This is a genomic window from Mesorhizobium sp. NZP2298, from assembly GCF_013170825.1.
Lineage (GTDB): Bacteria > Pseudomonadota > Alphaproteobacteria > Rhizobiales > Rhizobiaceae > Mesorhizobium.
This window is the reverse complement of record NZ_CP033365.1, coordinates 2,804,722-2,830,341: the sequence shown is the minus strand read 5'-3', so window position 1 is coordinate 2,830,341 and position 25,620 is coordinate 2,804,722. Positions and strand designations below refer to the sequence as shown.

General features: G+C 64.3%; 20 protein-coding genes. 7 read left to right on the top strand and 13 right to left on the bottom strand.

The annotated features are described in order from the left end of the window. The first annotated feature begins 100 nt into the window (after positions 1–100). Together EB231_RS13660 and EB231_RS13655 are read left to right on the top strand one after the other, a co-directional pair. The gene (locus EB231_RS13660) at positions 101–2,203 is read left to right on the top strand and encodes an oxidoreductase (RefSeq protein ID WP_172349267.1); all 2,103 of its coding nucleotides are present in this window, start codon (positions 101–103) and stop codon (positions 2,201–2,203) included. A 71-nt stretch (positions 2,204–2,274) separates the two neighbouring features. Beyond that, complete coding sequence (locus tag EB231_RS13655) at positions 2,275–3,813, top strand: trimethylamine methyltransferase family protein (RefSeq protein ID WP_172349266.1); 1,539 nt, start codon at positions 2,275–2,277, stop codon at positions 3,811–3,813. On the opposite strand, the gene EB231_RS13650 is transcribed toward EB231_RS13655, so the two are convergent. The 7 genes from EB231_RS13650 to EB231_RS13620 form a co-directional block, all read right to left on the bottom strand. After that, positions 3,799–4,491 (bottom strand): TetR/AcrR family transcriptional regulator, encoded by a 693-nt coding sequence (locus EB231_RS13650; protein ID WP_172349265.1) that lies wholly within the window; start codon positions 4,489–4,491, stop codon positions 3,799–3,801. The genes EB231_RS13655 and EB231_RS13650 overlap by 15 nt on opposite strands. A gap of 142 nt (positions 4,492–4,633) precedes the next feature. Continuing rightward, a complete protein-coding gene (locus EB231_RS13645; protein WP_246740936.1) occupies positions 4,634–6,181 on the bottom strand; it encodes an ABC transporter substrate-binding protein in 1,548 nt (515 codons plus the stop codon). 16 nt (positions 6,182–6,197) lie between these two features. Further along, positions 6,198–7,226 carry an oligopeptide/dipeptide ABC transporter ATP-binding protein gene (locus tag EB231_RS13640; RefSeq protein WP_172349263.1) on the bottom strand — a complete coding sequence of 343 codons (1,029 nt, stop codon included), beginning with the start codon at positions 7,224–7,226 and terminating at the stop codon, positions 6,198–6,200. Beyond that, positions 7,223–8,188, bottom strand: a complete 966-nt coding sequence (locus EB231_RS13635; protein ID WP_172349262.1) for an ABC transporter ATP-binding protein — start codon at positions 8,186–8,188, stop codon at positions 7,223–7,225. Before EB231_RS13635 ends, EB231_RS13640 begins: the two co-directional genes overlap by 4 nt. Continuing rightward, positions 8,185–9,072, bottom strand: a complete 888-nt coding sequence (locus EB231_RS13630) for an ABC transporter permease (protein WP_172349261.1) — start codon at positions 9,070–9,072, stop codon at positions 8,185–8,187. The genes EB231_RS13635 and EB231_RS13630 overlap by 4 nt, the downstream gene beginning before the upstream one ends. Next, positions 9,056–10,006 (bottom strand): ABC transporter permease, encoded by a 951-nt coding sequence (locus tag EB231_RS13625; protein ID WP_172349260.1) that lies wholly within the window; start codon positions 10,004–10,006, stop codon positions 9,056–9,058. The genes EB231_RS13630 and EB231_RS13625 overlap by 17 nt, the downstream gene beginning before the upstream one ends. 16 nt (positions 10,007–10,022) lie before the next feature. Continuing rightward, positions 10,023–12,032: a CocE/NonD family hydrolase gene (locus EB231_RS13620; RefSeq protein ID WP_172349259.1), complete on the bottom strand. Its 2,010-nt coding sequence runs from the start codon at positions 12,030–12,032 to the stop codon at positions 10,023–10,025. A gap of 318 nt (positions 12,033–12,350) precedes the next feature. Here EB231_RS13620 and EB231_RS13615 point away from each other — a divergent pair, with 318 nt between their 5' ends. Then, positions 12,351–13,565 carry a pyridoxal phosphate-dependent aminotransferase gene (locus EB231_RS13615; protein WP_172349258.1) on the top strand — a complete coding sequence of 405 codons (1,215 nt, stop codon included), beginning with the start codon at positions 12,351–12,353 and terminating at the stop codon, positions 13,563–13,565. A gap of 96 nt (positions 13,566–13,661) precedes the next feature. Here the strand turns inward: EB231_RS13615 and EB231_RS13610 are convergent, their stop codons facing one another. Genes EB231_RS13610 through EB231_RS13595 form a run of 4 tightly spaced genes read right to left on the bottom strand, consistent with a single transcriptional unit; the run spans position 13,662 to position 18,735 of the window. Then, positions 13,662–14,366 carry a hypothetical protein gene (locus EB231_RS13610; RefSeq protein ID WP_172349257.1) on the bottom strand — a complete coding sequence of 235 codons (705 nt, stop codon included), beginning with the start codon at positions 14,364–14,366 and terminating at the stop codon, positions 13,662–13,664. Further along, on the bottom strand, positions 14,335–17,229 hold the full coding sequence (locus EB231_RS13605; protein WP_172349256.1) for an FAD-dependent oxidoreductase: 2,895 nt from the start codon (positions 17,227–17,229) through the stop codon (positions 14,335–14,337). Before EB231_RS13605 ends, EB231_RS13610 begins: the two co-directional genes overlap by 32 nt. Position 17,230: 1 nt before the next feature. Further along, the gene (locus EB231_RS13600) at positions 17,231–17,482 is read right to left on the bottom strand and encodes a sarcosine oxidase subunit delta (RefSeq protein ID WP_172349255.1); all 252 of its coding nucleotides are present in this window, start codon (positions 17,480–17,482) and stop codon (positions 17,231–17,233) included. Between the two features lie 11 nt (positions 17,483–17,493). Further along, positions 17,494–18,735 carry an FAD-dependent oxidoreductase gene (locus tag EB231_RS13595; RefSeq protein WP_172349254.1) on the bottom strand — a complete coding sequence of 414 codons (1,242 nt, stop codon included), beginning with the start codon at positions 18,733–18,735 and terminating at the stop codon, positions 17,494–17,496. Between the two features lie 26 nt (positions 18,736–18,761). Here EB231_RS13595 and EB231_RS13590 point away from each other — a divergent pair, with 26 nt between their 5' ends. Together EB231_RS13590 and EB231_RS13585 are read left to right on the top strand one after the other, a co-directional pair. Next, entirely contained in the window at positions 18,762–19,757 is a 996-nt protein-coding gene (locus EB231_RS13590; RefSeq protein WP_172349253.1) for a LysR family transcriptional regulator, read from the top strand. A 323-nt stretch (positions 19,758–20,080) separates the two neighbouring features. Beyond that, on the top strand, positions 20,081–20,680 hold the full coding sequence (locus tag EB231_RS13585; protein WP_172349252.1) for a hypothetical protein: 600 nt from the start codon (positions 20,081–20,083) through the stop codon (positions 20,678–20,680). Positions 20,681–20,851: 171 nt separating this feature from the next. Here the strand turns inward: EB231_RS13585 and EB231_RS13580 are convergent, their stop codons facing one another. After that, positions 20,852–22,378 carry an MDR family MFS transporter gene (locus tag EB231_RS13580; RefSeq protein ID WP_172349251.1) on the bottom strand — a complete coding sequence of 509 codons (1,527 nt, stop codon included), beginning with the start codon at positions 22,376–22,378 and terminating at the stop codon, positions 20,852–20,854. A gap of 118 nt (positions 22,379–22,496) precedes the next feature. Here EB231_RS13580 and EB231_RS13575 point away from each other — a divergent pair, with 118 nt between their 5' ends. Beyond that, the gene (locus EB231_RS13575) at positions 22,497–23,150 is read left to right on the top strand and encodes a MarR family winged helix-turn-helix transcriptional regulator (protein WP_172349250.1); all 654 of its coding nucleotides are present in this window, start codon (positions 22,497–22,499) and stop codon (positions 23,148–23,150) included. A 40-nt stretch (positions 23,151–23,190) separates the two neighbouring features. On the opposite strand, the gene EB231_RS13570 is transcribed toward EB231_RS13575, so the two are convergent. Then, positions 23,191–24,219, bottom strand: coding sequence for a TetR/AcrR family transcriptional regulator (locus tag EB231_RS13570; RefSeq protein ID WP_172349249.1), 1,029 nt, complete (start codon positions 24,217–24,219; stop codon positions 23,191–23,193). Between the two features lie 154 nt (positions 24,220–24,373). Here EB231_RS13570 and EB231_RS13565 point away from each other — a divergent pair, with 154 nt between their 5' ends. Further along, on the top strand, positions 24,374–25,615 hold the full coding sequence (locus EB231_RS13565) for an ABC transporter substrate-binding protein (protein WP_172349248.1): 1,242 nt from the start codon (positions 24,374–24,376) through the stop codon (positions 25,613–25,615). The last annotated feature ends 5 nt before the right edge of the window (positions 25,616–25,620 follow it).

The window sequence follows — 25,620 nt, the reverse complement described above, 5'->3', positions numbered from 1 at the left end:
AACCGATCCCCAGCGCCGTTGCTTTGGGCCATTGCGTTCTGCAATGCCGGCGAATATGCTTGTTGTACGATCGTTCAACAAGCATATTCGCCGAGTCCCGATGACCTGCAATCCCCGCTACGAAATCCTGTTCGAGCCGATGCGGATCGGGCCGGTCACCGCGCCGAACCGCTTCTACCAGGTGCCGCATGCCAGCGGCATGACCAACGCCCTTCCAAGGGTGCGTGCGGCCTTTCGCGAAGCCAAGGCCGAGGGCGGATGGGGCGTGATCTGCACCGGCGCCTGTTCGATCGATCCCAGTTCGGACGACGCCCCGCTGCCTTTCGCCACTTTGTGGGACGACAATGATATCCGTGCCCATGCGCTGATGACGGAGGCCGTCCACCGCCATGGCTCGCTTGCCGGCGTGGAACTCTGGCATGGCGGCGCGTCCGTCATGAACAGGACGAGCCGGCTGCCGCCGCTCTCGCCATCGGGAATTCCCTGGATGGCCACGCATGTCGGCTTCATGGGCAATCTGCGGCCGAAGACCATGGACAAGGCCGACATGAAGGAGGTGTTGCGATGCCAGGCCGAGGCGGCGCGCAAGGCGCGCACGGCCGGCTTCGACGTGGTCTACGTCTATGCCGGCATGGGCTATCTCGGCTACGAGTTCCTGCTGCCGGAGTACAACCATCGCACCGACGAGTACGGCGGACCGATCGAGAACCGCGTGCGCTTCGTGCGCGAGATGATCGAGGTCACCAAGGATGCCGTCGGCAAGGATTGCGGCGTCGCGCTGCGCGTCAGCCTAGAGGAACTGCGCGGCCGGCCCGGCCGCAACCAGCCTTCGGAAGCGCATGAGCTGATCGAACTTTTGGCCGACCTGCCCGACCTGTTCGACGTCAAGATGGATTCCAGCCCGACCGACTGTTCGGCGTCGCGCTTCACCGGTGAAGGCAGCCATGAGCCGGTGATCGATTTCGTCAAGTCGCTGACGAAAAAGCCGGTGGTCGGCGTCGGCCGCTTCACCTCTCCCGACACCATGGTCTCGCAGATCAGGCGCGGCGTGCTCGACTTCATCGGCGGCGCGCGGCCCTCGATCGCCGACCCCTTCCTGCCGGCCAAGATCCGCGAGGGCCGCGAGGCCGAAATCCGCGAATGCATCGGCTGCAACATCTGCATTTCGAGTTGGCATGACGGCGTGCCGGTGCGCTGCACGCAGAACCCGACCGCCGGCGAGGAATGGCGGCGCGGCTGGCACCCCGAGCGTGTCGAGCGTGCCGACAGAGCGGAGCGCATCCTGGTTGTCGGCGGCGGACCGGCCGGGCTCGAATGCGCGCTGACGCTTGGCCGGCGTGGCCATGAGGTGACACTCGCCGACAGCAGCCGTACGTTCGGCGGGCGGCTGACCTTCGAGAAGACACTGCCCGGCCTGTCGGCCTGGAACCGCGTCGTCGATTACCGGCTCGGACGGCTCGGCGAGATGAACAATGTCTCGCTCTATCCCGAGAGTGTCTTGGGCGCGGACGAAATCGTCGACCTGGCGCCGGACCGGGTCGTGCTTGCGACCGGCGCACGCTGGACCGACATGCTCTACTCCTCCCTGGAGATACCGGTCGGCCGGCTCGACCACGCGGAAGTGTTCACACCCGATGACATCGCCGCCGGCCGCCTTCCGCAAGGACCAACCTTGGTCTTCGATTTCGACAATTATTACATGGGCGGCGTGCTGACCGAGCATCTGGCGGCGCAGGGCGTTCCGGTCAGCTACGTCACCCCGGCCGGCCAGGCGTCCGCCTGGACGATCATGACCAACGAGCTGCCGCTGGTGCATCGTGCGCTGGCGCGCCGCAACGTGCCGGTGACGACCTTGCATCTGTTGAAATCCTTCGATGGCGAGACGGCGACGCTGGCGCATCTGTTCACCGGCGAGGAGAGCCGCATCGCCTGCCGCTCGGTGCTGATCGTCGGGCTGCGCTTGCCGCGCAACGAGCTGTTCGAGACGCTGACGGAACGGGCGGACGCGCTTACGGCCGTCGGCATCCGCAGCGTCGATCGTATCGGCGACACGCTCGCGCCGGGCGCCATCGCCCACGCCGTTCACAGCGGTCACAAGCTGGCTCGAGAGATCGGTACAAAGGTTCGCTGGCAGCCTTATAGACGCGACACGCCGATCGTCGACGCGGTGGCGGATTTCGATATGCGCACGGCAGCCGAATAGGAGCAATTCCAGGAAAAGTGTGAAGCGGTTTTCCCACAGGAATTGCGTCAAACAGGGAGGTCTAGAAGGCCATGGAACGCACCGCCGCACGTCGCAGACCCGGCCGCCCGCAGCGCGAGATCGGCGGCATCGAGCAGCGTCCGTGGAAGCAGCTGACGCGGCCCTATGCGCCGATCGAGATCCTGTCCGACGATCAGGTGCGGACGATCCATGAAATGGGCCTGACCATCCTGGAGGAGATCGGCATGCGCGTGCTGCAGCCGCGGGCGCGGCAGTTTTATCGCGCCGCCGGCTGCGATGTCGACGAAAGCGCCATGCGGGTGCGCTTCGACCGCGCCATGGTGATGGAGCGCGTCGCCATGGCGCCATCGTCCTTCGAGCTGCGCGCCCGCAATCCCGCGAAGAACGTCAAGGTCGGCGGAAAGCACTGCATCCTGTCGTCGGTCGGCGGCCCGGCCTATGTCATGGACAATGATCGCGGCCGCCGTCCCGGCACCTATGCCGAGATGTGCGACTATCTGAAACTCATCCAGTCGTTCAACGTGCTGCACCAGGAAGGCGGCGGCCCGTTCGAGCCGCTCGACCTGCACCAGAACACGCGTCATCTCGACCTCTACTATGCCGAGATCACCTTGCTCGACAAGAACTGGCAGCCGCAAACCCTTGGTCAGGGGCGCGCAATCGACGCGCTGGAGATGGTGGCGATTTCGCTCGGCACGACGCGCGAAAACCTTGCCCGGGAGATGCCGGTCTTCACCGGCATCATCAACACCAACTCGCCGCTGCAGCTCGACGAGCCTATGGCCGAAGGCCTGATCGCGCTGGCCGAGCATGGCCAGGTCAATGTCATCACGCCGTTCACGCTGGCCGGCGCGATGAGCCCGGTGACGCTTGCGGGCGCGCTGTCGCAGCAGCATGCCGAGGCGCTGGCCGGTATCGTGCTGACCCAGATCGTGCGTCCGGGCGTGCCTGTCATGTATGGCGGCTTCACCTCCAATGTCGACATGAAGACCGGCGCGCCGGCCTTCGGGACGCCCGAATACACACAGGCCGCGCAGATCACCGGGCAGCTCTGCCGGCTGATCGGCGTGCCGTTCCGCTCCAGCAATGTCACAGCCGCCAATTCGGTCGACGCGCAGGCCGCTTATGAAAGCGCCATGTCCCTGTGGGGCTGCCTGATGGGCGGCGCCAACCTGGTGCTGCATGCCGCCGGCTGGCTCGGCGGCGGGCTCACCGCATCGTTCGAGAAACTGGTCATCGATGCCGAGATGCTGCAGATGATGTCGGCCTATTTCGATCCGCCCGTGGTCGACATCGACACGCTGGCGCTGGAGGCGGTGCGCGAGGTCGGCCCGGCCGGACATTTCTTCGGCGCGGCGCACACCATGCAACGCTACGAGCGCGCCTTCTATTCACCGCTGGTGTCCAACTGGGACAATTACGATACTTGGGTCGAACGCGGCCAGGTCACGGCGCGCGAGCGGGCCAATGTCGTGTGGAAGCGCATGGTCGCCGAATACGAACAGCCGCCGATCGATCCCGGCATCGACGAGGCGCTGCGCGACTATATGGAGCGGCGGAAACGCGAAGGTGGTTCACCGCTGAACTAAAACGCCCCGCAAGGGCCCCACCTGCGCTTCGAGCATTTCGAACCCAGCCGCCTCCGCCGCCTGCGGCGTCACCACACTTTCATCGAGGCACCATTCGAGCCAGAGCCCATCGACCAGGGCGATGAAATTGCGCGCCAGCGCCGGCGCATCGACTTGCCTGCCGCGCGGTATGGCGACAGCGGCGATGTCCTCCGCGAGTTCCGCGCGATAGGCATCGTAGAGTTCGCGATGCGCCGCTTTGAGCCGCGGGTTGACGGCGATCTCGCCCCACAGCGACAGCCAGATCAGCAGGTTCTCGCGGCTGAAATATTCCGGCGAGAAGTTGGAGTGCACCAGGGCGGCAAGTGCGGCCTGCGGCGACCAATCGGAAGTCTCCGCACGACGGCGCTTGGCCTCGGCGATCTGGTTGTTGACGCTGGCGTAGAGCGAGGATTTGTAGACCTCGACCAGCAGCCCGTCGAGGCTTTCAAAATGATGGTTGATGAGGCCGCGCGAAACACCGGCCTCCTTGCAGATGCGGTCGATGGTGAAGGCGCCGATGCCGCCGACGGACAGGCAGCGCGTCGCCGCCTCGATCAGCATGGAGCGGCGCACGTCAGCCTGTTCGCGGCTGAAGCGCGGCGGAGCCTTTTTCGCGCCGCGCTTCCTTTTTGCATCTTCTGGTTGGGCTTCCGTCATGGACTCCAGCTAATCGATAATGCCTATCCTGTCCACATAGAGCCTGTTCCATCCCGATGACATCGGGATGGGGCTCTATCTCCTTGTTTGACCATGATCTTATCCGAAAACCGGTTCCCACTTTTCGGGATCATGGTTCGGTTCACGCCTTCTTCTTGAACAGCACCGGATTGGGGTGACCGTCGGGATAGATGACCGGGTCGAACGCCGTCTTGTGGATGGCGACCAGCGGCTGATGGCAGATGAAGACGAAGCCGCCGGACTGCTCCATCAAATCCTCCATCCGGTTCGACAAGGCGATGCGCTTGGCCTCGTCGCTTTCGGCCACCAATTGCTGGTAGCTGGTCTCGAATTCGGGACTGTCGAAGCCCGACCAGTTGTAGGCGCCGATCTGGTCGGGGCGGAACCAGACCAGGTTTTCCGACGGATCGATGCCGCCGGCGAAGTCCATCAGCGCCAGGTCGATGTTCTTGTAGCCGTCACCCTGCGTCTTGTCGCCGACGCCCCAGAAGGCGGCCTCGTCATAGGGCTGGATCTCGACCTTGATGCCGGCCTGTTCAAGGCTGGCCTGGATGATCTGCGCGGTCGCGGTGCGGATGGAATCGTTCATCACCGTCAGGGTCAGTGACAGGTCGCCGACGCCAGCCTCTTTGAGGAGTGCGGCCGACTTCTCATAGTCGGGCGCCGCGATCAGATTCGAGGCCCGCGCGAATTTGGTACCGGGCTGGACGACACCGGTGGAGCGCTTGGTCAGATCGTCATAGACACCGGTGAGGATCTGCCCGACATCGACGCCATATTGCACCGCCTGCCGCACCTTCGGATCCTTGAGCCGCGGGCTCAGCATGTTGATGGTCAGCCAGACATAACGGGTCGACTGCGCCTCGATCAGGTTTGTGTCCGCTGGCGGCTTCTCCTTGACAGCCTTGGTCGCCGAAATGGCGATCTTGGTGTAGTCGAAGGCATCGGCTTCATAGGCGAGTTGCGCTGCCTGATCGTCCGACACGACATAGATCTCGACCTTTGAGAAATCCGGCTTCGGGCCCGGCCAGTCCGGGTTGGCGGTCAGCGTCACCTTCTGCTTCTGCTGCCAGTCGGAGAAGAGATAGGGCCCGCATGTCGCCGGCGGCTGCGTGGTGAATTTGCCGCCAGCCTTCTCGGTGCCGGCGCGGCTGATGATGTGGCCGCCATAGTAAGGCAGGCTGGTGACGAAGATCGGCTGGTAAGGTTCCTTCAGATGGATGATGCCATTGCGGGCATCGACGACTTCGACGCGATCGAGCTTCTCGAATTGATAGGCCCAGGGCGATGCGAGCGCCTTGTCCGCGATGCGCTCGAACGAGAACTTCACGTCGTCGGCCGTCACCGCGCCGAAGCCACCAGACCATTTCAGCCCGTCGATCAGGGTGAAGGCGATGGTCTTGGGGTCTTTCTGCTCAAGCTTTTCCGCGCCCCACGGCGACCAGGGCGAGCCTTTCCTGATGTCGCCGAAATGGTTGAGCGAGACATAGATGCCGCGCATCATGACATCCTCGATGCCGCCATTCATGAAGGCGGGATCGAGGCACTGCAGATCGCCTTCCATGCGGATGCGCAGCTTGTCGCCCGCGGCCGACCAGGCGAAGCCCGGCTTCATCGCCACGCCGGCGCCCAGCACGCCGGCCGCCTTCAGGAATGCACGTCTGTCCATGGTCCATTCTGACATCTCAGTTTCCCCTTTGGTTGATGGAAGCGCGTGAGAAGGCTTCCCGTTCTTGCCCGCCTGTCTGCAGCGGGAAATGGCAGCGCACCATGCGATCTGCGCCCATCGGCCGGTAGACCGGCGCCTCGGTCCTGCAGCGCTCGCGTGCGATCGGGCAACGCGTGTGGAACTCGCAGCCCAAAGGCCGCCGGAACACGCTCGGGATCTCGCCGGTGACGGCAGGGTTATGGCTGCGCCGGCGTGGATCGGGTATCGGCTCGGACTGGATCAGCGTCGCGGTATAGGGATGCATCGGCGCGGAAAACACGGCCTGCGTCGGTCCGGTCTCGACCAGCCGGCCGAGATACATGATGGCCAATCGGTCGCTGACGTGGCGGATCATGGCCAGGTTGTGGGTGACGATCATGGCGGCGAAACCGAGCTCGCGCTTGAGTTCGCCGATCAGGTTCAGCACATCGCCTTGCACCGAGACATCGAGGCCGGCGGTCGGCTCGTCGGCGAGCAGCAGATGCGGCTTCATCGCCAGGGCGCGCGCAACGCCGACGCGGCGCGCCTGCCCGCCTGACAGCTCATGCGGAAAGCGGTCGACGAAGGAGGCGGGCAAACCGACAAGCGCCAGCAGCGCTTTTGCCGCGGCGCGGCGGTCCGGCATCGGCAACCCCTGGATGATCTGCGGTTCGGTGAGCAGCGTGCCGATGCGCAGGCGCGGGCTGAGCGAGGCGACAGGGTCCTGGAACATCATCGCCGAGCGCCGGCGCATGGCGCGGAAATCGGCCGGCGTCCGCACCTCCCTGCCCTCGAAGACGATGCGGCCGGCGGCTGCCCGGATGAGCCCCAGAATGGTGCGGGCCAGTGTCGTCTTGCCGGAGCCGGATTCGCCGACGAGCCCGAGCGTCTCGCCCGGCATCAGCGACAACGTCACGCCATCGATGACGTTGAAGCCCGGCAGCGGAAACGGATTGACCAGCCGGTTGAGCAAGCCGCCGCGCACAAAGCTCACGGAAAGGTCTTCGACGGCGAGCAGCGGGCTCATGGTGTCACCGCATGGCAGCGCGCGACATGGGAAGCGGCGAGTTTCACCAGCGGTGGCGCGACGGTGGTGCACGGTGCGAAGGCACGGTCGCAGCGCGGTGCGTAGACGCATCCGGACGGTGGCTGAGTGAGGTTCGGCAGCGAGCCCGGAATGGTCGGCAGCCTGTCCAGCCGCTCGTGAAAGCGGGCGGGATCGCAGGCGAGCAGCGCTTGCGTATAGGGATGCCTGGCATCGTGGAAGATCGCGTCGACCTCGCCGCCCTCGACCACCTCGCCGGCATACATGACATAGACGCGGTCGCAGAGCTCGGCGATGACGCCGAGATGATGCGAGACGACGATGATGATGCCGTTATAGTCGCGCCTCAGCTCGCGCAGCAGGTGGATGATCTGCGCTTCCATGGTGACGTCGAGCGCCGTCGTCGGCTCGTCGGCGATGAGCAGGCCGGGATCGGTCAGCAAGGCAGCGGCGATGGCGACGCGCTGGCGCATGCCGCCCGACAGTTCATGCGGATAGCTCTGCATGCGCCGCTCCGCATCGGCGATGCCGACGCGGCCAAGCATGGCGGCGATACGCGCCCGCTTCTGCGCCCTGCCAAGGTCCTTGCGGTGGTGCTGGAAGTCGACGAGCTGGTCGCCGATGGTCAGCACCGGGTTGAACGCCGACATCGGATCCTGGCTGACCAGCGCGATCTCGTCGCCGCGCAGCAGGCGCTGGTGGTACGCGTCGAGCTTGGCCAGGTCGACGCCGTTGTAGGAGATCGAGCCGTCGATGCGGGCATTGGCCGGCAGGAGATTGGCGAGCGCGGTGACCAGCGTTGACTTGCCGCAGCCGCTCTCGCCGACGATGCCGATCACTTCGCCCGGATGCGCCTCGATGTCGACATGGCGCAACGCGTGCACCGCGCCATGCGGCGTCTCGTAGCGGACGCTGAGATCGCTGGCGGCGAGCGAGCCGGTCATGCCGGTCTCCGCAACTGCAGGCGCGGATCGAGATAGTCGCGCAGGCCTTCGCCGAGGAAGGTGAAGCCAAGTGTGGCCAGCACCAGCGGCAGGCCACCGAAGATGACCATGAAGGGTGCCGAGCGAATGCTGGTGTAGCCATCGTAGAGGATCGAGCCCCAGGATGGTGTCGGCGGACGCACGCCAAGGCCGAGGAAACTCAAGCCGGCCTCGACCATGATGACGACCGGAATATCCATCGACAGAAGGATGATCAGCGGGCCGACGACATTGGGCAGCAGATGGATGAAGATGATGCGCGCGGCACCGGCATCGATCAGCCGTTCGGCGAGGATGTAGTCGCTGTTTTTCAGCGCCAGCGTCTGCGCCCGGATAAGCCTGGCATAGCTCGGAAACGACGTCGCGGCGATGACGATGATCAGCGTGCCGGTGCCGGCGCCGAGCACGGTGATGATGGCGAGCGCGAACATGATCATCGGCAGCGAGTTCAGGCTGTCGAAGCTCAGCACCAGGATGGCGTCGAGCCAACGCGGGCCGTAGCCGGCGATCAGGCCGAGCATCAGGCCAATGGCGCCGGCGATGGCCACCGACACCATGGCGATGGTGAGTGCGGTACGCGCGCCGTAGATGACCCGCGACAGGAGATCGCGGCCGAGATGATCGGTCCCGAACCAGTGTTCCGCCGATGGCGGCTGCAGCTTGTGCAGCACGTCGATCTTGACCGGCGAATAAGGCGCCAGCCACGGCGCGAAGATCGCGGTGACGAGGAAGCCGGTGACCAGGATCAGCGCCACGCAGGTGAACGGATCGGCGAGCAGCGTGCGCAGCATGACAAACACTTGTCGATCAGGCGTGGACAACGAGGCATCAGCCACGGAAGACATCGCGCACCCTCGGATCGAGCCGCGCGATCAAGAGATCGGCGGCGATGGTGATGGAGACATAGATGGCGGTCATGATCAGCACCGTGCCCATGACGACCGGATAATTGCGGGTGTTGACGGCGTCGGTGATGAGCTTGCCGATGCCTGGCCGGGCGAACACCGCCTCGACGAAGACCGCGCTGGACAGGATACTGCCGAGGCCGACTGCGACCAGCGAGATGGTCGGGATGATGGCGATGCGCAGCGCGTATTTGGAGACGATCTTCCATTCCGGCAAACCAAACGAGCGCGCGGTGCGGATGTGCGGCTCGCCCATCACCTCCATCATCGAGGCACGCACCATGCGGGCGATGTAGCCGATCCAGCCGAGCGCGATGGCGGCGGCCGGCATGACCAGCGCCTTGGCCTGGCTGATGAAGTCGCCGGTCTCGCCGGCGCCGATGGCCGGCAGCCAGCGCAGCGTGACGGCAAAGACCAGCAGCGAATAGATGGCGACGACGAAGGACGGCACCGCGATGACGCCGACCGAGAGCACGCCGATCACGGCATCGGCCGCCGTGCCGCGCCGCATCACCGACAGGCAGCCGAGCGGCACGCCGATCAGGAGCGCGACGGCCAGCGCTGTCAGGCCGAGGATCAGCGTGTTCGGCAGAGCCTCCAGCACCAGGGTGGAGACGGGCCGGTTCGACCAGACATCGTAGCCGAGATTGCCGGTCAGCGCGTTGCGGAAGAATTCGATGATCTGCCACCAGACCGGCTGGTCGAGTCCCATGCGCTCGATCAGCAGCCGCTTCAGTTCCGGCGTGGCGCGCGGACCGAGCGCCACGGTTGCCGGATCGCCCGGCACCAGGAAGACGGCCGCGTACATCGCGACCATGACGAGGACGAGGATCAGGAGGCCGAGACCGATGCGCTTCACTGCATATGCGAGCATGGCCTCCCTCTCTTTCTCAGGCGAAATCGCGCCTGATGCGCTGGGTTGCCGAGGCGCTGTGGACGAGCGTGCCCCGTTCTCGGGCCTCGAGCCGCCAACTCAGGTTGAAATGGGTTTCGTCCGATGTCAGCTCGGTCACCGCGATCGCCTCGGTGTCGGCATCGCCGCTGGCGATCGCCCAGCGATATTCGGTGACGAGTTTTGCCGACAGCGGATCGTCACTGCGGATGCTCATCGTGTCGCTGTTTGCGGAAGACACGGTGATGGCGCGGTCGTCATAGCGCCGGCGCCCGTGATCGGAGGTCAGCGCAATGGTCTGCACGCCCGAGCCGACATCGTCGGTGACGACGCGGCGGTCGAAGCCCTCGTCGAGCGTCGTGGTGGGCACCGGCGGCGCGGTTTCGGCAGGCTCGAAACGGACGTCGCGATCGCGCGGCGACGACGGGCGCACCGGAAGCATCATGGTGCTGTCGCCGCTCGATACCGACAGCGTCGACAATTTCGGCTGCGGCCACAGGATCGGCCAGTGCTGGTTGGCCAGCGCCAGCCGGATACGGTGGCCCTTGGGCACGGTACGGGCGAAATCATTGAGCTTCAGCTTGACGCGAAACGGCATTCCGACCGGACAGGGTGTCGGATGCTCATGGCTGTCGCGGTGGCTGAGATTGAGCACGCCATAGGTCATCAGCGCCGAGGTGCCGTCGGGATAGACGTCGCACAGCCGCGCGGCGAGATTGACATGCGGCTGGTCGACGCTGACGAGCAGGTCCAGTTCCGGCGCGCCAAGCAATGTCAGATCATCATCCAGCGGTCGCGTGTCGAAGCACAGCGCCATCCCATCCTCGCGGCGCTGGTCGATGGGCATGTCCGGGCAGGCGCCGCCATAGCCGCCCCAGCGGCCGCAGTCGCGGCCGGCGGTCGCCGGTGAGCGCACGGAAAGCGTCGCTCCCGGCGCGGGTTCGCTGCCCAGCCCGGCGGCGTTCAGATGCAGCGTGCGGCGCTCGATGCGCGGCGACGGCCAATGGTCCTCGGCGGCCCAGTTGCCGGCGTGATCGGGGAGATAGAATGGCCGCGGCCTCTCCTCGCCGGTGATCCAGACGCGGTAGAGCGGCTCATCCATGATGCCGGTGTCTTCGCCGCACAGCCAATGCCGCCACCAGCGCAGCGCCTCCTGCAGATAGCCGATCAGCGGTCCCGGCGCGCCACGGCAGGGATAGGCATGCGACCACGGCCCGACAATGCCGAGCTTCGGCCCCGGCAGATGCTCGAGCAGGCGCGGCACGAAGTTGGAATAGCTGTCCTCCCAGCCGCAGACAGCCATGACGGCGCATTCGATCGCGGAATGATCCTCGCAGACGGAACCTTGCCGCCAATAGTCATCGCGGCGCTGATGCGCGAGCCACACTTCCGAGAGCGAGCTTGTCTTTGCAAGGCGGCTCATCCACATGGCGTGCCAGACGTCGCCGACGATGTGCGGATCGGGCGCCATCGCCTTCTTCACCAGCATGAAGTTCGACCACATCTCCTGCTCGGTCAGCAGCGCGCCGCCCATATAGTGGATGTCGTCGGCGTAGCGATCGTCGGTGGCGCAGTTGGTTATGATCGCCTTCAGGGCCGGCGGCCGGCGCGCCGCGACCTGCAGCGCATTGAAGCCGCCCCAGGAAATGCCGGTCATGCCGACATTGCCGTTGCACCAGGCTTGCGCGGCCAGATGCGCGATGATCTCGCAGGCGTCTTCCTGTTCACGCGGCAGATATTCATCGGCCAGGTCGCCGTCGGAATCGCCGCTGCCGCGAATGTCTATCCGGGCACAGGCGATGCCGTGGCCGGCAAGCCAGGGGTGGATGTCGATGTCGCGCGCCACGGTGCCGTCACGGCGGCGATAAGGCACCATCTCGACGACGACAGGCACCTTGCCCTCGGTGCGCGGACGCCACAGCGTCGCGGCAATGCGGGTGCCGTCGGCCAGCGCGATCCACAGCGGATCGACGGTTTCGACGGCAAAGGGAAACTCGGTTCGTACCACGGCAGGTACCCGCAAATGCTCTTGTTGAACGTTCGTACAACAAGAGCATTTGCGGCGCAATCCCGCTTCGCTTTTTTGACGCCGAATGCGAACCGTTCTTCGGCGGCCGTGAGGCCGTTGGGCTTCCTGGTCAGGTGGAGGCCGGCGTCTGTCATCGCGATGTTGAAGTACAGCCGGTATGCCTTCGCGATCGAACCGCATCCGCGAGGGTCGGAAAGCGCGCCGGAAATCGGGGGGGTCCATCTTCTAAATTTCGTTGCTTGATATGTGCTGCTATGGCATCGCGGCAGCGGCAGTGCCTCCAATCAGGAATTTCCGATGACGATCCAGAGCAAATTCAGCGGCCTCGGCACCGACGCGGCGCCCGGACAGGAGGGCCGCCAGTTGTCCGGCGGGATCGACGCCGTATTGCTGGGCGACGTGATCACCGGCCGGCCGGTGGATTTTTCGCATGGTGACGTGGACGCGTTCACCCCGACACCGGGCTCGTTCGAGGTCTTCTCGGCCGGCGTCGAAGCCGGCGGCAGGCAGGCCTACACAGAATATCGCGGCGATCTTGGCATCCGCGAAGAACTCGCCACGCGGCTGGCAGGCTTTACCGGAGCCCCTGTCGATGCGCGCGACGGCCTGATCATCACCCCCGGCACCCAGGGCGCGCTGTTCCTGGCCGTCGCCTCCACCGTGTCGCGGGGCGACAAGGTGGCGATCGTCCAGCCCGATTATTTTGCCAACCGCAAACTGGTGGAATTCTGCGAAGGCGAAATGATGCCCGTCCGGATGGACTACGCAACGACCGAAGGCCGTTCGGGCCTCGATCTTGGCCAGTTGGAAGACGCATTCAGGTCGGGCGCAAGAATCTTCCTGTTCTCGAACCCAAACAATCCGGCCGGCGTGGTCTACTCCCGAGCGGAGATCGAAGCGATTGCCGCGCTGGCAAGCCAGTACGGCGCGACCGTCATCGTCGACCAGCTTTACTCGCGCCTGCTGTACTCCGGCATGGACTACACCCACTTGCGCGCGCAGAAGCTGGACGCGGAAAACGTCGTGACCATCATGGGGCCATCGAAGACGGAATCGCTCAGCGGTTATCGGCTGGGGGTGGCCTTCGGATCGAAAGAAATCATTGCCCGCATGGAGAAGCTGCAGGCCATCGTCTCCTTGCGCGCCGGTGGCTATAGCCAGGCCGTTTTGCGCAGCTGGTTCGACGAACCGGCCGGCTGGATGGACCAGCGCATCCGCGAGCACCAGGCGATCCGCGACGATTTGTTGAAGGTTTTCCGCGCGACTTCCGGAATCCAGGTCCGCACGACCGAGGCCGGCAGCTACATCTTTCCGGCTCTGCCCCGCCTGGCCGTGGCAGGTGGTGATTTTGTCCGCATCCTGCGCCTGCAGGCGGGCGTCATCGTGACACCCGGAACGGAATTCAGTCCGTTTTCCGAAAACAGCGTCCGCCTGAACTTTTCGCAGGATCACGCCGCCGCTGTTGCGGCCTGCGAGCGTCTGGTGACCCTCGTCGACCGATATCGCGCGTGAGCGGCAACAGTTAGGATCAACAACGGGCCTCCCCGCGACGCGGCATGGCGGCGTGATGTTCACCGCGACCCGAGCAGGAAACAGGCGAGGACCGAACTATTCCGCGGGGTGGAGAGCCGCCAGTTGAAAGCCGGCATTCGTTCCGGCAGCCGTCTCGGTCAGGACATCCAATGCAAACGCCGCCGAGGCGATGTCGAAGAAAATATCATAGGATATCGCGCCGAAACGGTCGAAGCGGGCCACGACCGCGTCCAGATGCAAGGCGCGGGTCTGGGAGAGATCACCGGCCTTAAGGCTTTCCGGCCTCAGATCGGCCATCGAGATCCGCCGCATCAGCGCGGGCGCCGCCGGACCCGATATCACGAACCACGCCCAGCCTTCGTCGCGATAGGCGTCATATCCCTTGGAGGGAAGCTCACTGTCGTGCCAGGCCTTGCGCAGGTCGCGCAACCGCGCACCGCCGCCGCCGGGAGGTGCCGCCAGCAGCACCTCCTGCTGGCCAAGTCGCAGCACCGACGTGCCGCAAGGCAAGACAATGGCGGTATTCACCGTTTCCGGTGTCGCAAGACCTGCTTTACCGAGCCAGTCCATTGTGCCGGGACCACGCAGCCCGAACCGCTCGGTCGGCGTGCAATCGAGCACGACGTTCTCCTGCGCTCCGGGCGGCCCATCCCTGCGCGCGAGGCGCCGCGCCAGGGCGTGGTGGCGCAGACCGGGATCAATACCCTCGGGATGACCGACCGACGCGGAATGGCTGCTCGGGGGCATCCTACATCTCCTGCCGCTGGTTTTCGGGGTCATGGAACGGTGTCGGCACCACCCTGGCCTGCAGTTCCTTGCCGCACAGGCCGCGTATGCGCAGGCTGGATCCCGGCGCCGCGTCACGCGGGTCGGCGTAGGCCAGGCCGATCCATTTGCCCAGCGTTGGCGAGAAGCAGGTCGAGGTGACGAAGCCCACCGGGCGTCCGTCGCGCAGCACGAGGCAGGATTCCGCCAGCCGGATGCCGTGTCCCTCGGGCAGTTCGAAGCCGCAAAGCTTGCGCTTGAGGCCCAGCCCGCCCCGCGCCTCGATGGCAGTCTTGCCGACATAGCGCGTCTTGGCCTTCGACAGCGCCCAACCCATGCCCAGTTCGTCGGGGGTCGAGAGCGCGTCGGTATCCTGGCCAATGATGATGTGCCCCTTTTCCAGACGCAGGATGCGCGAGGCTTCCAGCCCATAGGGTTGCAGCCCGTGGGGCGCCCCCACCTCCAGCAGCTTTCGCCAGAGTGCCGCGCCGAAGGATTGCGGCACGTGAAGTTCGTAGCTCAGTTCGCCGGTGAAGCCGATGCGCATGACCCGGACCGGGCATCCGCCGATCACGCCGCTGCGGCCATTGAGATAGGGGAAGCCCACCGGGGAGAGATCGATGTCCCCGCCGAGTGCCTCAAGAACCTTCCGTGCCGAAGGGCCGGTGACATTGATCGCCGCGAAGGCGGCGGTGACGTTCTGGATATCGACCCGCATGCCCCATTGCGTGTTCGCGAACAGCATGTCGGTGAAGACGCGGGCAACGGCGCCGGTGGTGGCGGTCACGTAGAATTCGGTCTCGGACAGCCTATAAGCCACCCCGTCGTCGATGACCGATCCCATGTCGTTCAGCATCAGGCAGTAGCGCACGCGCCCCACCGGCTGCCTGGCATGCGCCATCGTATAGATGCGGTCGAGGAAAGCGCCGGCATCCGGCCCTCGTATCGCCAGCTTGCCCAGGGTCGAAACGTCAAGCATGCCGACCTTGTCACGCACCAGCCTGACCTCGTCGGAGATCGTCCCGCCGGCATCGCCATCTCCACCGTAGTGCAGCGGTCGCCACCACGCACCGACAGGTGTCAGCTTCGCGCCGCTTGCGACATGTTCGGCGTGGATCGCCGTATGCCGGTAGGGCACATGGTTCGGGCCGGCCAGCAGTCCCAGTTTTTCCGGGCCGAATGGCGGCCGCGACGTGGTGATACCCACCTCGCCCACTGAGCGGCCCGTCTCCGCCGCCACGATCCTGGCCGTTGCCAGCGCGGAATGCCGTCCCTGCGACGGCCCCATGCCGACGGTGGAATAGCGCTTCACCAGCTCGAGCTCGCTATAGCCGTCGCTGACGGCGTTCTTGATATCCTTGACCTGCAGATCCTCGTCGAAATCCACGAAGTCCCGCCCCTTCGCGTGCGCGGACAACGGTTGAAAATGGTTCATCGCCGCCGCGCCGGCATCCGGGATGATCGCCGGCAGTTCGGCATCATGCCCCGCCCCCCGCGCCGCCGCCGCGCCCGCGACCTCGCCGCTGCGCAGCACCGAGTTCAGCTCGAAACAGCCTGCCGCCGAACCGGCGACATGAAACGCCTCCGGCAGATTGCTCAGCACGAATTGCCGACTGGTCTCGTCAAATCCCAGCTTCGCGCCGGCATGCAGCGGTAGCTGGTAAGACGGCGTGTAGCCCGCCGCCACCACCAGGTGATCGCACTCCAGCAGCTCCGCGCCATGTTCGGGCGTGCTGAAGCGGACGGCTCTTATATGGCGATTGCCCCCGGTCCCCAGCGCTTCCGTGACGGTGACATTCGGGATGATCCGGACGCCGCGCTCGACGAGGTGTTGCGCGAGGGTGTTGTCGGACGCATCGGCTGCCGGGTCGAGAACGGCGGCCAAGGACACGCCTGCGTCGAGAAGGTCGTGAGCGGCGAGATATCCATCCCGGTTGCCGGCAAAGACCACGGCGCGCCGGCCAGGGCGAACCGCATAGTGGCGCATCAGCCGCTGTGCCGCGGACGACAGGAGGATGCCGGGCAGGTCGTTGTTGCGAAACACCAGGGGCTGTTCATGCGATCCCGCGGCCACCACGACCTGCTTGGCACGAACGCGATAGAGCGTCTCGCCCTGCAGCACCGGAAGCCAGTTGTCGGCGAACCACCCATTGCAGGTAGCGCCGGTCAGCACCCGTAGATTGCCGATTTTCTCGGCCGCGACGCGCAACGCCTGCAAGGTCGCCTCGGCCTCCGCCGTCTCGAGGCCGAAGCGCGCATAGGTCAAGGCGCCGCCGATTTCCGGGTTCAAGTCGACCAGCAGCACCTCGGCGCCCGCCTCGGCTGCCTTGATGGCCGCCGAAAGCCCCGCCGGGCCAGCGCCGACGACCAGCACGTCGGTGTGCAGGTTTTCCCTGATATAATGGCCATGACCGGCAGTGAGATCGACCTTGCCGAGACCGGCCGACCTGCGGATCAACGGCTCCCAGAATTTGAGCCAGCTTTTCGCGCCGGGGCCAAAGAAGCTGCGGTAGTAGAACCCGACGGGCATGAAGCGGCCCAACCTGTCGAGCACCGCGCCCCGGTCGCGTTCGGCGGTGCCGTTGACGTTCTGGGCAGTGACCCTCAGCCCTTCGGCGATCGGGCGCAGATCAGCCCGCACATTCGGTTCGTCAGGCAGTTGCACCAGCGTGTTGGCGTCCTGCCCGGCCATGGTGAGGATGCCGCGCGCACGGTGGTACTTGAAGGAGCGCGACAGGATCCAGCGATCGCTGCCGGCCATGGCCGAGGCAATGCAGTCGCCGGCGAAACCTTCGAGCGGCCGGCCATCGAAGGCGAAACGGATTTTCTGGGTGCGGTCGAGGCGCGATCCCCAGGGAAGCGGCAGCCGTTCGGTCATGTCAGGCAGGCTTTCGAGTGGGGAGATAGGTGGCGACGATCTGGTCGCTGACGGTGTGGCGTTCGGCGATCAGCACGGTGTTGGACGGTGTGTGCCGCCACCACTCCCGCATCACGCCGAGCGGGTTCTCGGCGTAGAACAGGGCTTCGATCAGTTGCTCGGGCTGGTCGGCGCTGGCCGCGCGGACCGGTCCGAGATACTGAAATTCGGTGATGTTGCGCGGGCCGTTCACCGGGCAGGTCAAGAGCTTCATCGGAGTACTCGTCAGTGGCTGGCGGCCGTGGCGCCCATTTCGTTCAGCAGCGCGAAGCTGTCGAACCGGCGCAGGTCGAACGGTTTCAGGACATCGGGCACGCGCCCGGTGGCGATGGTCTCGGCCATGCGCTTGCCGGCCACCGGCGTCGCCTTGAAGCCCCAGGTGCCCCAGCCGCAGTCAAGCCAATAGTTCCGCAACGGCGAGGCGCCCATGATCGGGCTGTAATCCGGCGTCATGTCGGTAATCCCGGCCCATTGCCGCAACAGCTTGACCTTGTGCAGGAAGGGGAAGAGGTGCAGCGCGCCTTCGGCGAGGTGTTCCTTCTGGTCGAGCGTCGACCGCGTCGAAGCCAGTTGGTAGGGATCGGAGCCGCCGCCGATGACGACCTCGCCACGCGAGGACTGCACCAGATAGGTGTGCAGATTGGCCGAGGAGACGAGTATGTCCAGGAATGGCTTCAGCGGCTGCGTCACCATCGCCTGCAGCGGGAAGCAGCGTATCGGCAGCCGGATGCCCGCCATGGCGGCGACCTGGCCGTTGAGCCCGCCGACTGCCTGCAGCACTTGGCCCACGGCGATCGTTCCACGGTTCGTCCTGATGTGGGTGACCCGGTCGCCGGCGTGTTCGAAGCCGGTCACCTCGGTGCGCTGGTGGATCTCCACGCCGCGCGCGCCGGCATGCCTGGCATAGCCCCAAGCCACGGCGTCATGGCGGGCGGTGCCGCCGTCGGCATGCCAGAGCCCGCCCATCACCTCGTGCTGACCGCCGAGATCTAGGTTGAGATGCGGGCAAAGCTCCTTCACCGTCCGGACATCGACCACTTCGATCCTTGTGCCCATATGCTTGCCCATCTCGGCACGCAGGTGGAAGCTGCGCAGCGTCGCCTCGGAATGCGCGAGCGTCAGTTGCCCGCGCTGCGAAAACATGACGTTGAAGCCAAGATCCCGCGACATGGTTTCGAACAGTTCGACACCTTCCTTGTAGAAGCGGACCGATTCCTCGGTCATGTAGTTCGAGCGGATCGTGGTGGTGTTGCGGGCCGTATTGCCGCCGGCGAGATAGCCCTTTTCCAGCACGGCGACATTGCGGATGCCATGCACGTTGGACAGGTAGTAAGCCGCCGCGAGGCCGTGACCGCCCCCGCCGATGATCACCACATCGTAGGATCGTTTCAGGTCGGGCGTTGGAGGGATGTCGCGAAAGGACACGTGCCTGGCGCGCAGGCCGTATTTCAGCAGAGAGAAAGGCATGACGTCCTGCGGCTCGGCGGCTGGGATTGGCCTTAGAGAACCCGCCAGGCCGGCCTGGCGCAAGAAATCGTTCTTTACCCAGTGACCCCGTTTTCGTAATGGGTAAAGAACCGAAAAGAGGTCTTGGCGTGCGCAATCTCCCGCATCTCATTTATCTGGAGGCCTTCGAAGCGGCGGCCCGGCATCTAAGCTTCACCAAAGCCGCCGAGGAATTGAATTGCACCCAGGGCGCAATCAGCCAACGGGTCCGGGCGCTGGAGCAGTTCTTCGCCAGGCCGCTCTTCCATCGGCGCAGCAACGGCTTGGAACTGACCGAGGTCGGCACCGCCTATCTGCCGGGAATAGCCGAGGCGCTGGATCGGGCCGAAGCGGCGACCGAGGGGCTGCTGGGCGCGCAGGCGCAGACCAGCGTGACGGTTTCAGCCCCGCTTAGCTTCGTCACGCTGTGGCTCGCACGGCATCTGGTTGGTTTTTCCGCCGCCCATCCGAAGATCGAAGTCCGGCTGAACAGCACGATCTGGACCGACCCCAATGTGGAACTGGCGGATCTGAGCATTCTGGCGCTCGATCCGCTGCAGCCGGCACCGGGCGCCGTGCGACTGGGGCGAGAGCGGCTGATGCTTCTCTGCGACCCCGAGACCGGCCGCCAGGCTGGAGCGAAACCCGGTGCCGATTGGTTCAACGCCGCCCGGCTCATCCACGTGCAAGGCAGGATGCAGTTGCTGGATCTCTGGGCGAAGAAGGAGAACATCGTCATTGCGCCGCACAAGGCGCCGATCAAGGCCGACAATGCAGCGGCGGCATTGGAGGTTGCGGCATGCGCGGGCGGCATCACCGCGGTCATGTCGACTTATGCGGCGGCCTATCTGGCCTCGGGGCGGCTGGTGGCGCCATTCGGCGCGGGGGAAATCCTGCCGGTTGCCTTGCACGTGGTTCCCAATCAGCACCGGCGCCTCTCGCGGTCGGCGACGCTGTTCGTGCAATGGCTGTCAGGGGAGATCCCGCTTCACGGCGAGATCTAGCTCACCGATCCTTGCTCGGCTCAAAAGAGATCGGTTTTCCGTCCTAGTGTAGCGCGACATGCCATGGAAGCCCATCGGCAAGATAGGATGCAAATCTCGTTAGAAGTATGGCTCAGAAAATAGCCCTTTGTTTCCATCGTTCGATAAGGAGCGCACCGAATGGCTCGGTCCGACGAAATATCATTTATATCAAGGAAATCATTCTTGCAGAACAAGTTGATCTGAGTTATAGATCCTGTTATCATATAGAAGTGTAAGCAATAGAATATTAACTGTTTCGAAACAATACTGTTGGCGTCAGCAACCATAAGCGGTGGGGTTCTATGCGCGGCCGATATTTCGCCGGGGGCAGTTCGTCAAATGACGCGGCGATTCTGCACAACAGCCCGAAGCGATCTTTAGCGTTGGCGTTGGCGTTCGGTGCGGCGTTGGCTGCTCTGTTTGCTACACGCCTGGCTGACGCCAAACAATCGCAAGTGGACCGTAGCTCGCGCAGCGCGTGGTTCATTACGAAAACCAAGGACGCGATGGGGGCGCCTGAAGTTTCCGCGTTTCTCGTTCCTTGGCTTGATGAGCCGGAGAAAGCTACTTCGCCAACTTCTTCTCTGATTTCAGTGGGCTGCAAGGCGGGTAACCTGACAGTCGCACTGGTGTCGGACGTTGGTGTCAGCGGCGAGTTCCACGATATTTTTGTCCGTCGGGATGAAGGTTCGGAGCGCAAGGAGATCTGGGCCGTAGAGCGGATGCTGCCTGGCATTTGGAAGACCGCGGAAGCTGGGCGGTTTCTAGACTCTCTAGCAAGTCTGCACTCTCTCTCAATACGGTATGAAGCCAACGATGGAAGCTGGTCTCGCAAGTCAAAATATAGAATGAATAACTACGACGAGGCGATGCGAGAACTTAAGGTCGCTTGCCCTTGGTGAATGTTTGACACTTTGTGCAATCGAAAACAGACGCGCGCAACTCTGATCGAACCGATCGATAGCCACGGCGCGCCGAGAACGTCGGGCAGCAAAGTGGTCCGCCAGCCATAGCCAACCACCTGCTGCCAGGTTCACCTCGGCAGGTTCAAGCCGACTTGCCGATACTCGGGCTCAGCCCCGCTTCGGGATCTGGACATCCTCGAGCAGGAGCGTCAGGGCCATGGCGACGAAGTAGAGCGCCGCCACCCAGAGGAACATCACGTTGAAGCCACTCGAGTAGTGGCCGAGCACCACATCGCGGATCGCGGCCGGCAGGCTCGAGGCCAGATGCGGGTTCAGCCCGGTCAGGCCGTCCGGCAGCAGCGCGGCGGCATCGGCCGGAAGCTCCGAAGTCTGTCGGTTGAGGGCCCATGTCATCACCGCGCCGTTCAGCGCCAGTCCCAATGATGCCCCGATCGTTCGCGCCTGGGTGATCAGCGACGTCACCGCGCCGATATCCTGCAGCGGCGCCGCGGCCTGGATCGCCACGATCAGCACCTGGAACTGCAGGCCCATGCTGATGCCGAACAGACCCATCATCACCGCCAGCACCCAGATGGGCGTATGCGACGTGATGAAGACAAAACCTATCATCAGCAGCCCGCCAATACCCATCGCCACCACCGGCATCCATTTGTAGCGGCCGGTCGCGGCAATCACCCGCCCGGCCACGATCGAGATGACCATCGAGGTCAGGGAAGCCGGCAGGAACAGGAAGCCGACTTCGGCCGGGCTCAGTCCGGTCAGCGTCTGCATGTAGAGCGCGAAATAGAAGAACATGCCGAGCGTCACCGATCCGGCGACCACCGACACGCCCGAGACGATACGCACCGTCGAGATGCCGAACAGCCGCAAGGGCACGATCGGCTCCTCGGCCCGCCGCTCGACCATGATGAACGAGGCGATTGCCGCCAAGGCGAGGGCCGGCAGCACGAAGGTAAGCAGATCCGGCCCGGCCGGGTCCAAGACATGGTAGCCCCAGTAGACGATTGCCGTGGTGCCGACGGCCAGCAGCAAGCCGCCCAGATAGTCGATGCGGTGCCTCTTCTCGTTGAACCGGCTGCGCATGGCGAATGCCAGCACCGCCAGCACGACGATGCCGATCGGCAGATTGACCAGGAACACCCAGCGCCAGCCGAACAGGCTGGTGATATAGCCGCCGGCCAACGGACCAAGGACCGAGGACAGGGCGAACACCGCCGAACTGTAGCCTTGATACTTGGCGCGGTCGCGCGGCCCGAACAATTCGCCGATCATGGCGAAGGCCGAGACCATCAGGCCGCCGCCGCCGAGACCCTGCAGGACGCGCGCGGCGATCAGGCTCTCCATCGACCATGCCGTGCCGCAGACCAGCGAGCCCAGCAGGAACAAGGTGATCGCCGTCAACACGACGTTCTTGCGGCCATACATATCGCCGAGCTTGCCGTAGAAGGGCGCGACCGCGGCCGTCGACAGCAGGTAGGCGGCGCCGACCCAGCCGAACAGATGCAAATTGCCCAGTTCTCCGGCGATGGTGGGCAAGGCGGTGACCACGATCTGCATGTCGATGGTGGCCATGAACATGGCGACCAACGCACCGAAATAGACGATCAGCGTCGCAATGTCGGGCCTGGCGTCCTCTACGGGCGCCGCATCCGGAAGGGTCGAGTCGAGAGTCATCGGTATCTCCGCAGGCTGGGCGCGGTTTATGTGCTAACGGCATATATATGTCAATATCAGATATGTGCTAACAGCATATAATTGACACCGACATGTATTTTTGTTAGCGCGCTGTGATATGAGCAGCAACGATACCGGGCCGGGCGAGCCCGACCGATTTTCCACACCGTGCCAGACGCATGGCGATCAGGATCTGGCGGATCTGGCGCGCGGCAGTGGCCTGTCGGAAGCGGCGGCCGAGGCTGTCGCCGCCATCGATGCGGTGATGAACAAGGTGCGCCGCTCGGTGCAGCGCCGGGAATTCGGTCGCTTGATCCTGGAGCGCATCGATCCCTCGCTGGAAGTGAGCCATCTCGATGCGATCATAGCGCTCAGCGCGATCGTCGGCGACACGCCGCAGGACGAGGTGACGGTCGGCATCATCGCCGAACGCATGGGGATCGATCCCTCCCGCGCCAGCCGCATCTCGGCCGATCTCGTCGAACGCGGTTACGCCTTCCGCGTCGCATCGCAACTCGATGCCCGGCGCATTTGCCTGAAACTCACCGCCAAGAGCGAGCGCCTGGTGACGGCGGTGCGCCAGACCAAATTGCGGATCTTCGCCGGAGCACTCGCGCAATGGGACGAGCAGGAACTGGTGACGTTCGCCACCCTGCTGGAACGCTTCGCCGGTTGGGCCATCGACGAAGCGGGGATGCGCAGGTCGGCGGATGCCGTCAAGCAGATGATGGACGAGACCGAACCGGTGCTGGAACCGCCCGAGGCGAAATAGCGCCGGGCCCAGGATCATCGAGACGAGATCCCCCGAAAAATCAGTTCCTCAACCCACGCAAAATGAGTTCGGCGACCTCGTCGTGAAATGCGGCCTGGCCGAACTGTCTGACCGCGAAGGGTCGCAATGCCCAGATATCGCAAACCGCATCGACAAAATTGGCGGCGATCTCGGGCTCGACAGCACGGAACTCTCCCGCCGCTATTCCTTCGCTGACGAGTTGCGCGATCTGCAGCAGCAGCTTGCGATATTCTGCCAGAACGCGAATCCTGGCGGCCGGCGACAGGGATTTGAGTTCGCGGTTGAGCACGCCGACATCCCTGCCGAAGCGATCGCCCTTGTCTATGATCGCCGTGATGGTGGCGCGAAGCTTTTCGGTGGCCGTGCTGCAATTGACGGTGGCCAGGTCTACGTCGGTGCGCACCCGCGCCATGGTCCAGATATAGACCAGCTCGAGCATTTCATCCTTGCTGGCGACATATTGGTACATCGTCGGCACATGCATGCCAGCCGTGTCCGCGATTTCGCGCATGGTGGCATTGCCAAAGCCCTTGCGGGCAATGACGGCGGCGGCGGCAGCGGCAATCTGGGCGCGTCTTTTGTCGGCCGGGCTCATCGTTTCGTCCGACGAAGCGTCATCGGACACCGGCGCGCCTGAATTCGACAGGGGTTCGGCCGGCTCGCCGATGGCCTTCGGCTCGGCCTGCACGACCAGATGGGTCATGCTGACGGCGCAAACCGCCTTGCCTTCCTCGTCATGGACCAGGATCTGCCAGTTCATTGTCGAGCCATCGCTGAAGAGCAAGGTCGCCTCGCCTTTCAACCGGCCTTCGACATGGCGGGAAAACAAACTTGTCCGGCATTCGATCTCTTGCGCCTTGCGCGTCGGGCCAAGTGCCGAGGCGGCACCGGCGGACGCGAGCTGGCCCGCGAAATCCGTCAGCAGACCCAGCGGCGAGCCTGCCGAACGCCCGCCTGGGACCGTCAGGCGCCCGACCACACTGTCCGGCGCGGCGGAGGTGATCGTCACCGCTGACGACCATGCCGAAGACGTTTCGAGCTTTCCCATGTTCCTCCCTCGCCGCCGCCGCGCAACAAACGTCCTTCATATTGCAAAAAAAGGGAATTCCAATCGCTTGACTCAAAAGCCTCCGATACGCTTCATTACTGAACGATCAGTAGTGCCTGTCAATCGCTTGTTTTCAAACGTCATGGAGATGGAAATGTCGTGCAAAATCGGACGGCTCGCGGCTTGGGCGGCAGTTTCAGCGCTCGCGATCCTGGCTTCGGCACCGGGGGCCTATGCAGAACCGCTTGATCTGAAGATCGGAGCGTTGCTCGAATCGACGGGTCCCCTTTCGGAACTCGGGCCGCCGGCCGAGAAGGCGATCAACCTGTCGGCCAAGGTCGCCAACCAGGCGGCCAAGGACGCCGGCGCGGCGATCACCGTCAGCATCGTCTCCGCGGATTCGCAGGGCGATCCTCAGGCCGCGCTGTCGGCGACGCGTACGCTGGTCGACAAGGGCGCTTCTTGCATCATGGGCCCATCGACAACACCGGAATCCATCTCCGTGCTCAACGGCATCACCATGCAGCGCAAGATCACGCTATGGCCGCTTGCGTCGAGCACGCGGTTGCGCACGGTCAAGGACGACGGCACGATCTACCGCCCCGTTCCGGCCGATGATCTGCAGTCGAAGGCGCTGGTCAAGGCGATCGAAAATCATGTCGGCAAGGGCAAGGCCGTCGCGATCATCTTCCGCAACGAACCCTATGGCGATGCGCTGTCAAAGAGCTTCACGCAGGATTGGCAGGCTGAGGGCGGCACCATATCGACCACGATTTCCTTCGACCCGCAGCAGGAAAGCTTCGATTCCGAGGCCGGTCAGGCCGTGGCTGGCAATCCGGACGCCTATGTCGTGATCGACTATCCGGAAACCTATGCGAAGCTCGGCGCCGCGCTGGTGCGAACCGGGAAGTTCGACGCGAAGAAGGTCTTCGTTGCCGACGCGCTGTCCTTTGCCAAGGTTCCCGACAATATCCCGCCTGAAGCGCTGGAAGGCGCCTATGGCGTGGCCGGCGGATCACCAACCGGAACCGACGCGTTCAAGGCATTCAACAAACTTTGGGACGAAGCCGGCGGCGTCGCCAATGCGTCCTATACCGCCAACAGCTTCGACGCTGCCATCCTTTGCTTCCTGTCAGCGGTTGAGGCCGGCTCGACCGAGCCCGGCGCCATTCGCGACAAGATTCGCTCGGTGACCAAGGACGGTGCGCCGCAGTTCACCATCGAAACCCTGGCCGATGCGGTGAAGACCGCCGCCGCCGGCAAGCCGATCGACTATGTCGGCGTTTCCGGCGCTTTCCGCTTCAAGGACAATGGTGATCCATCGTCCAGCCTGTACGACGTCTTCCAGTATCAGGGCGGCAAGCAGGTCAAGATCGAACAGGTGGATGTGAAGTAGCGTTC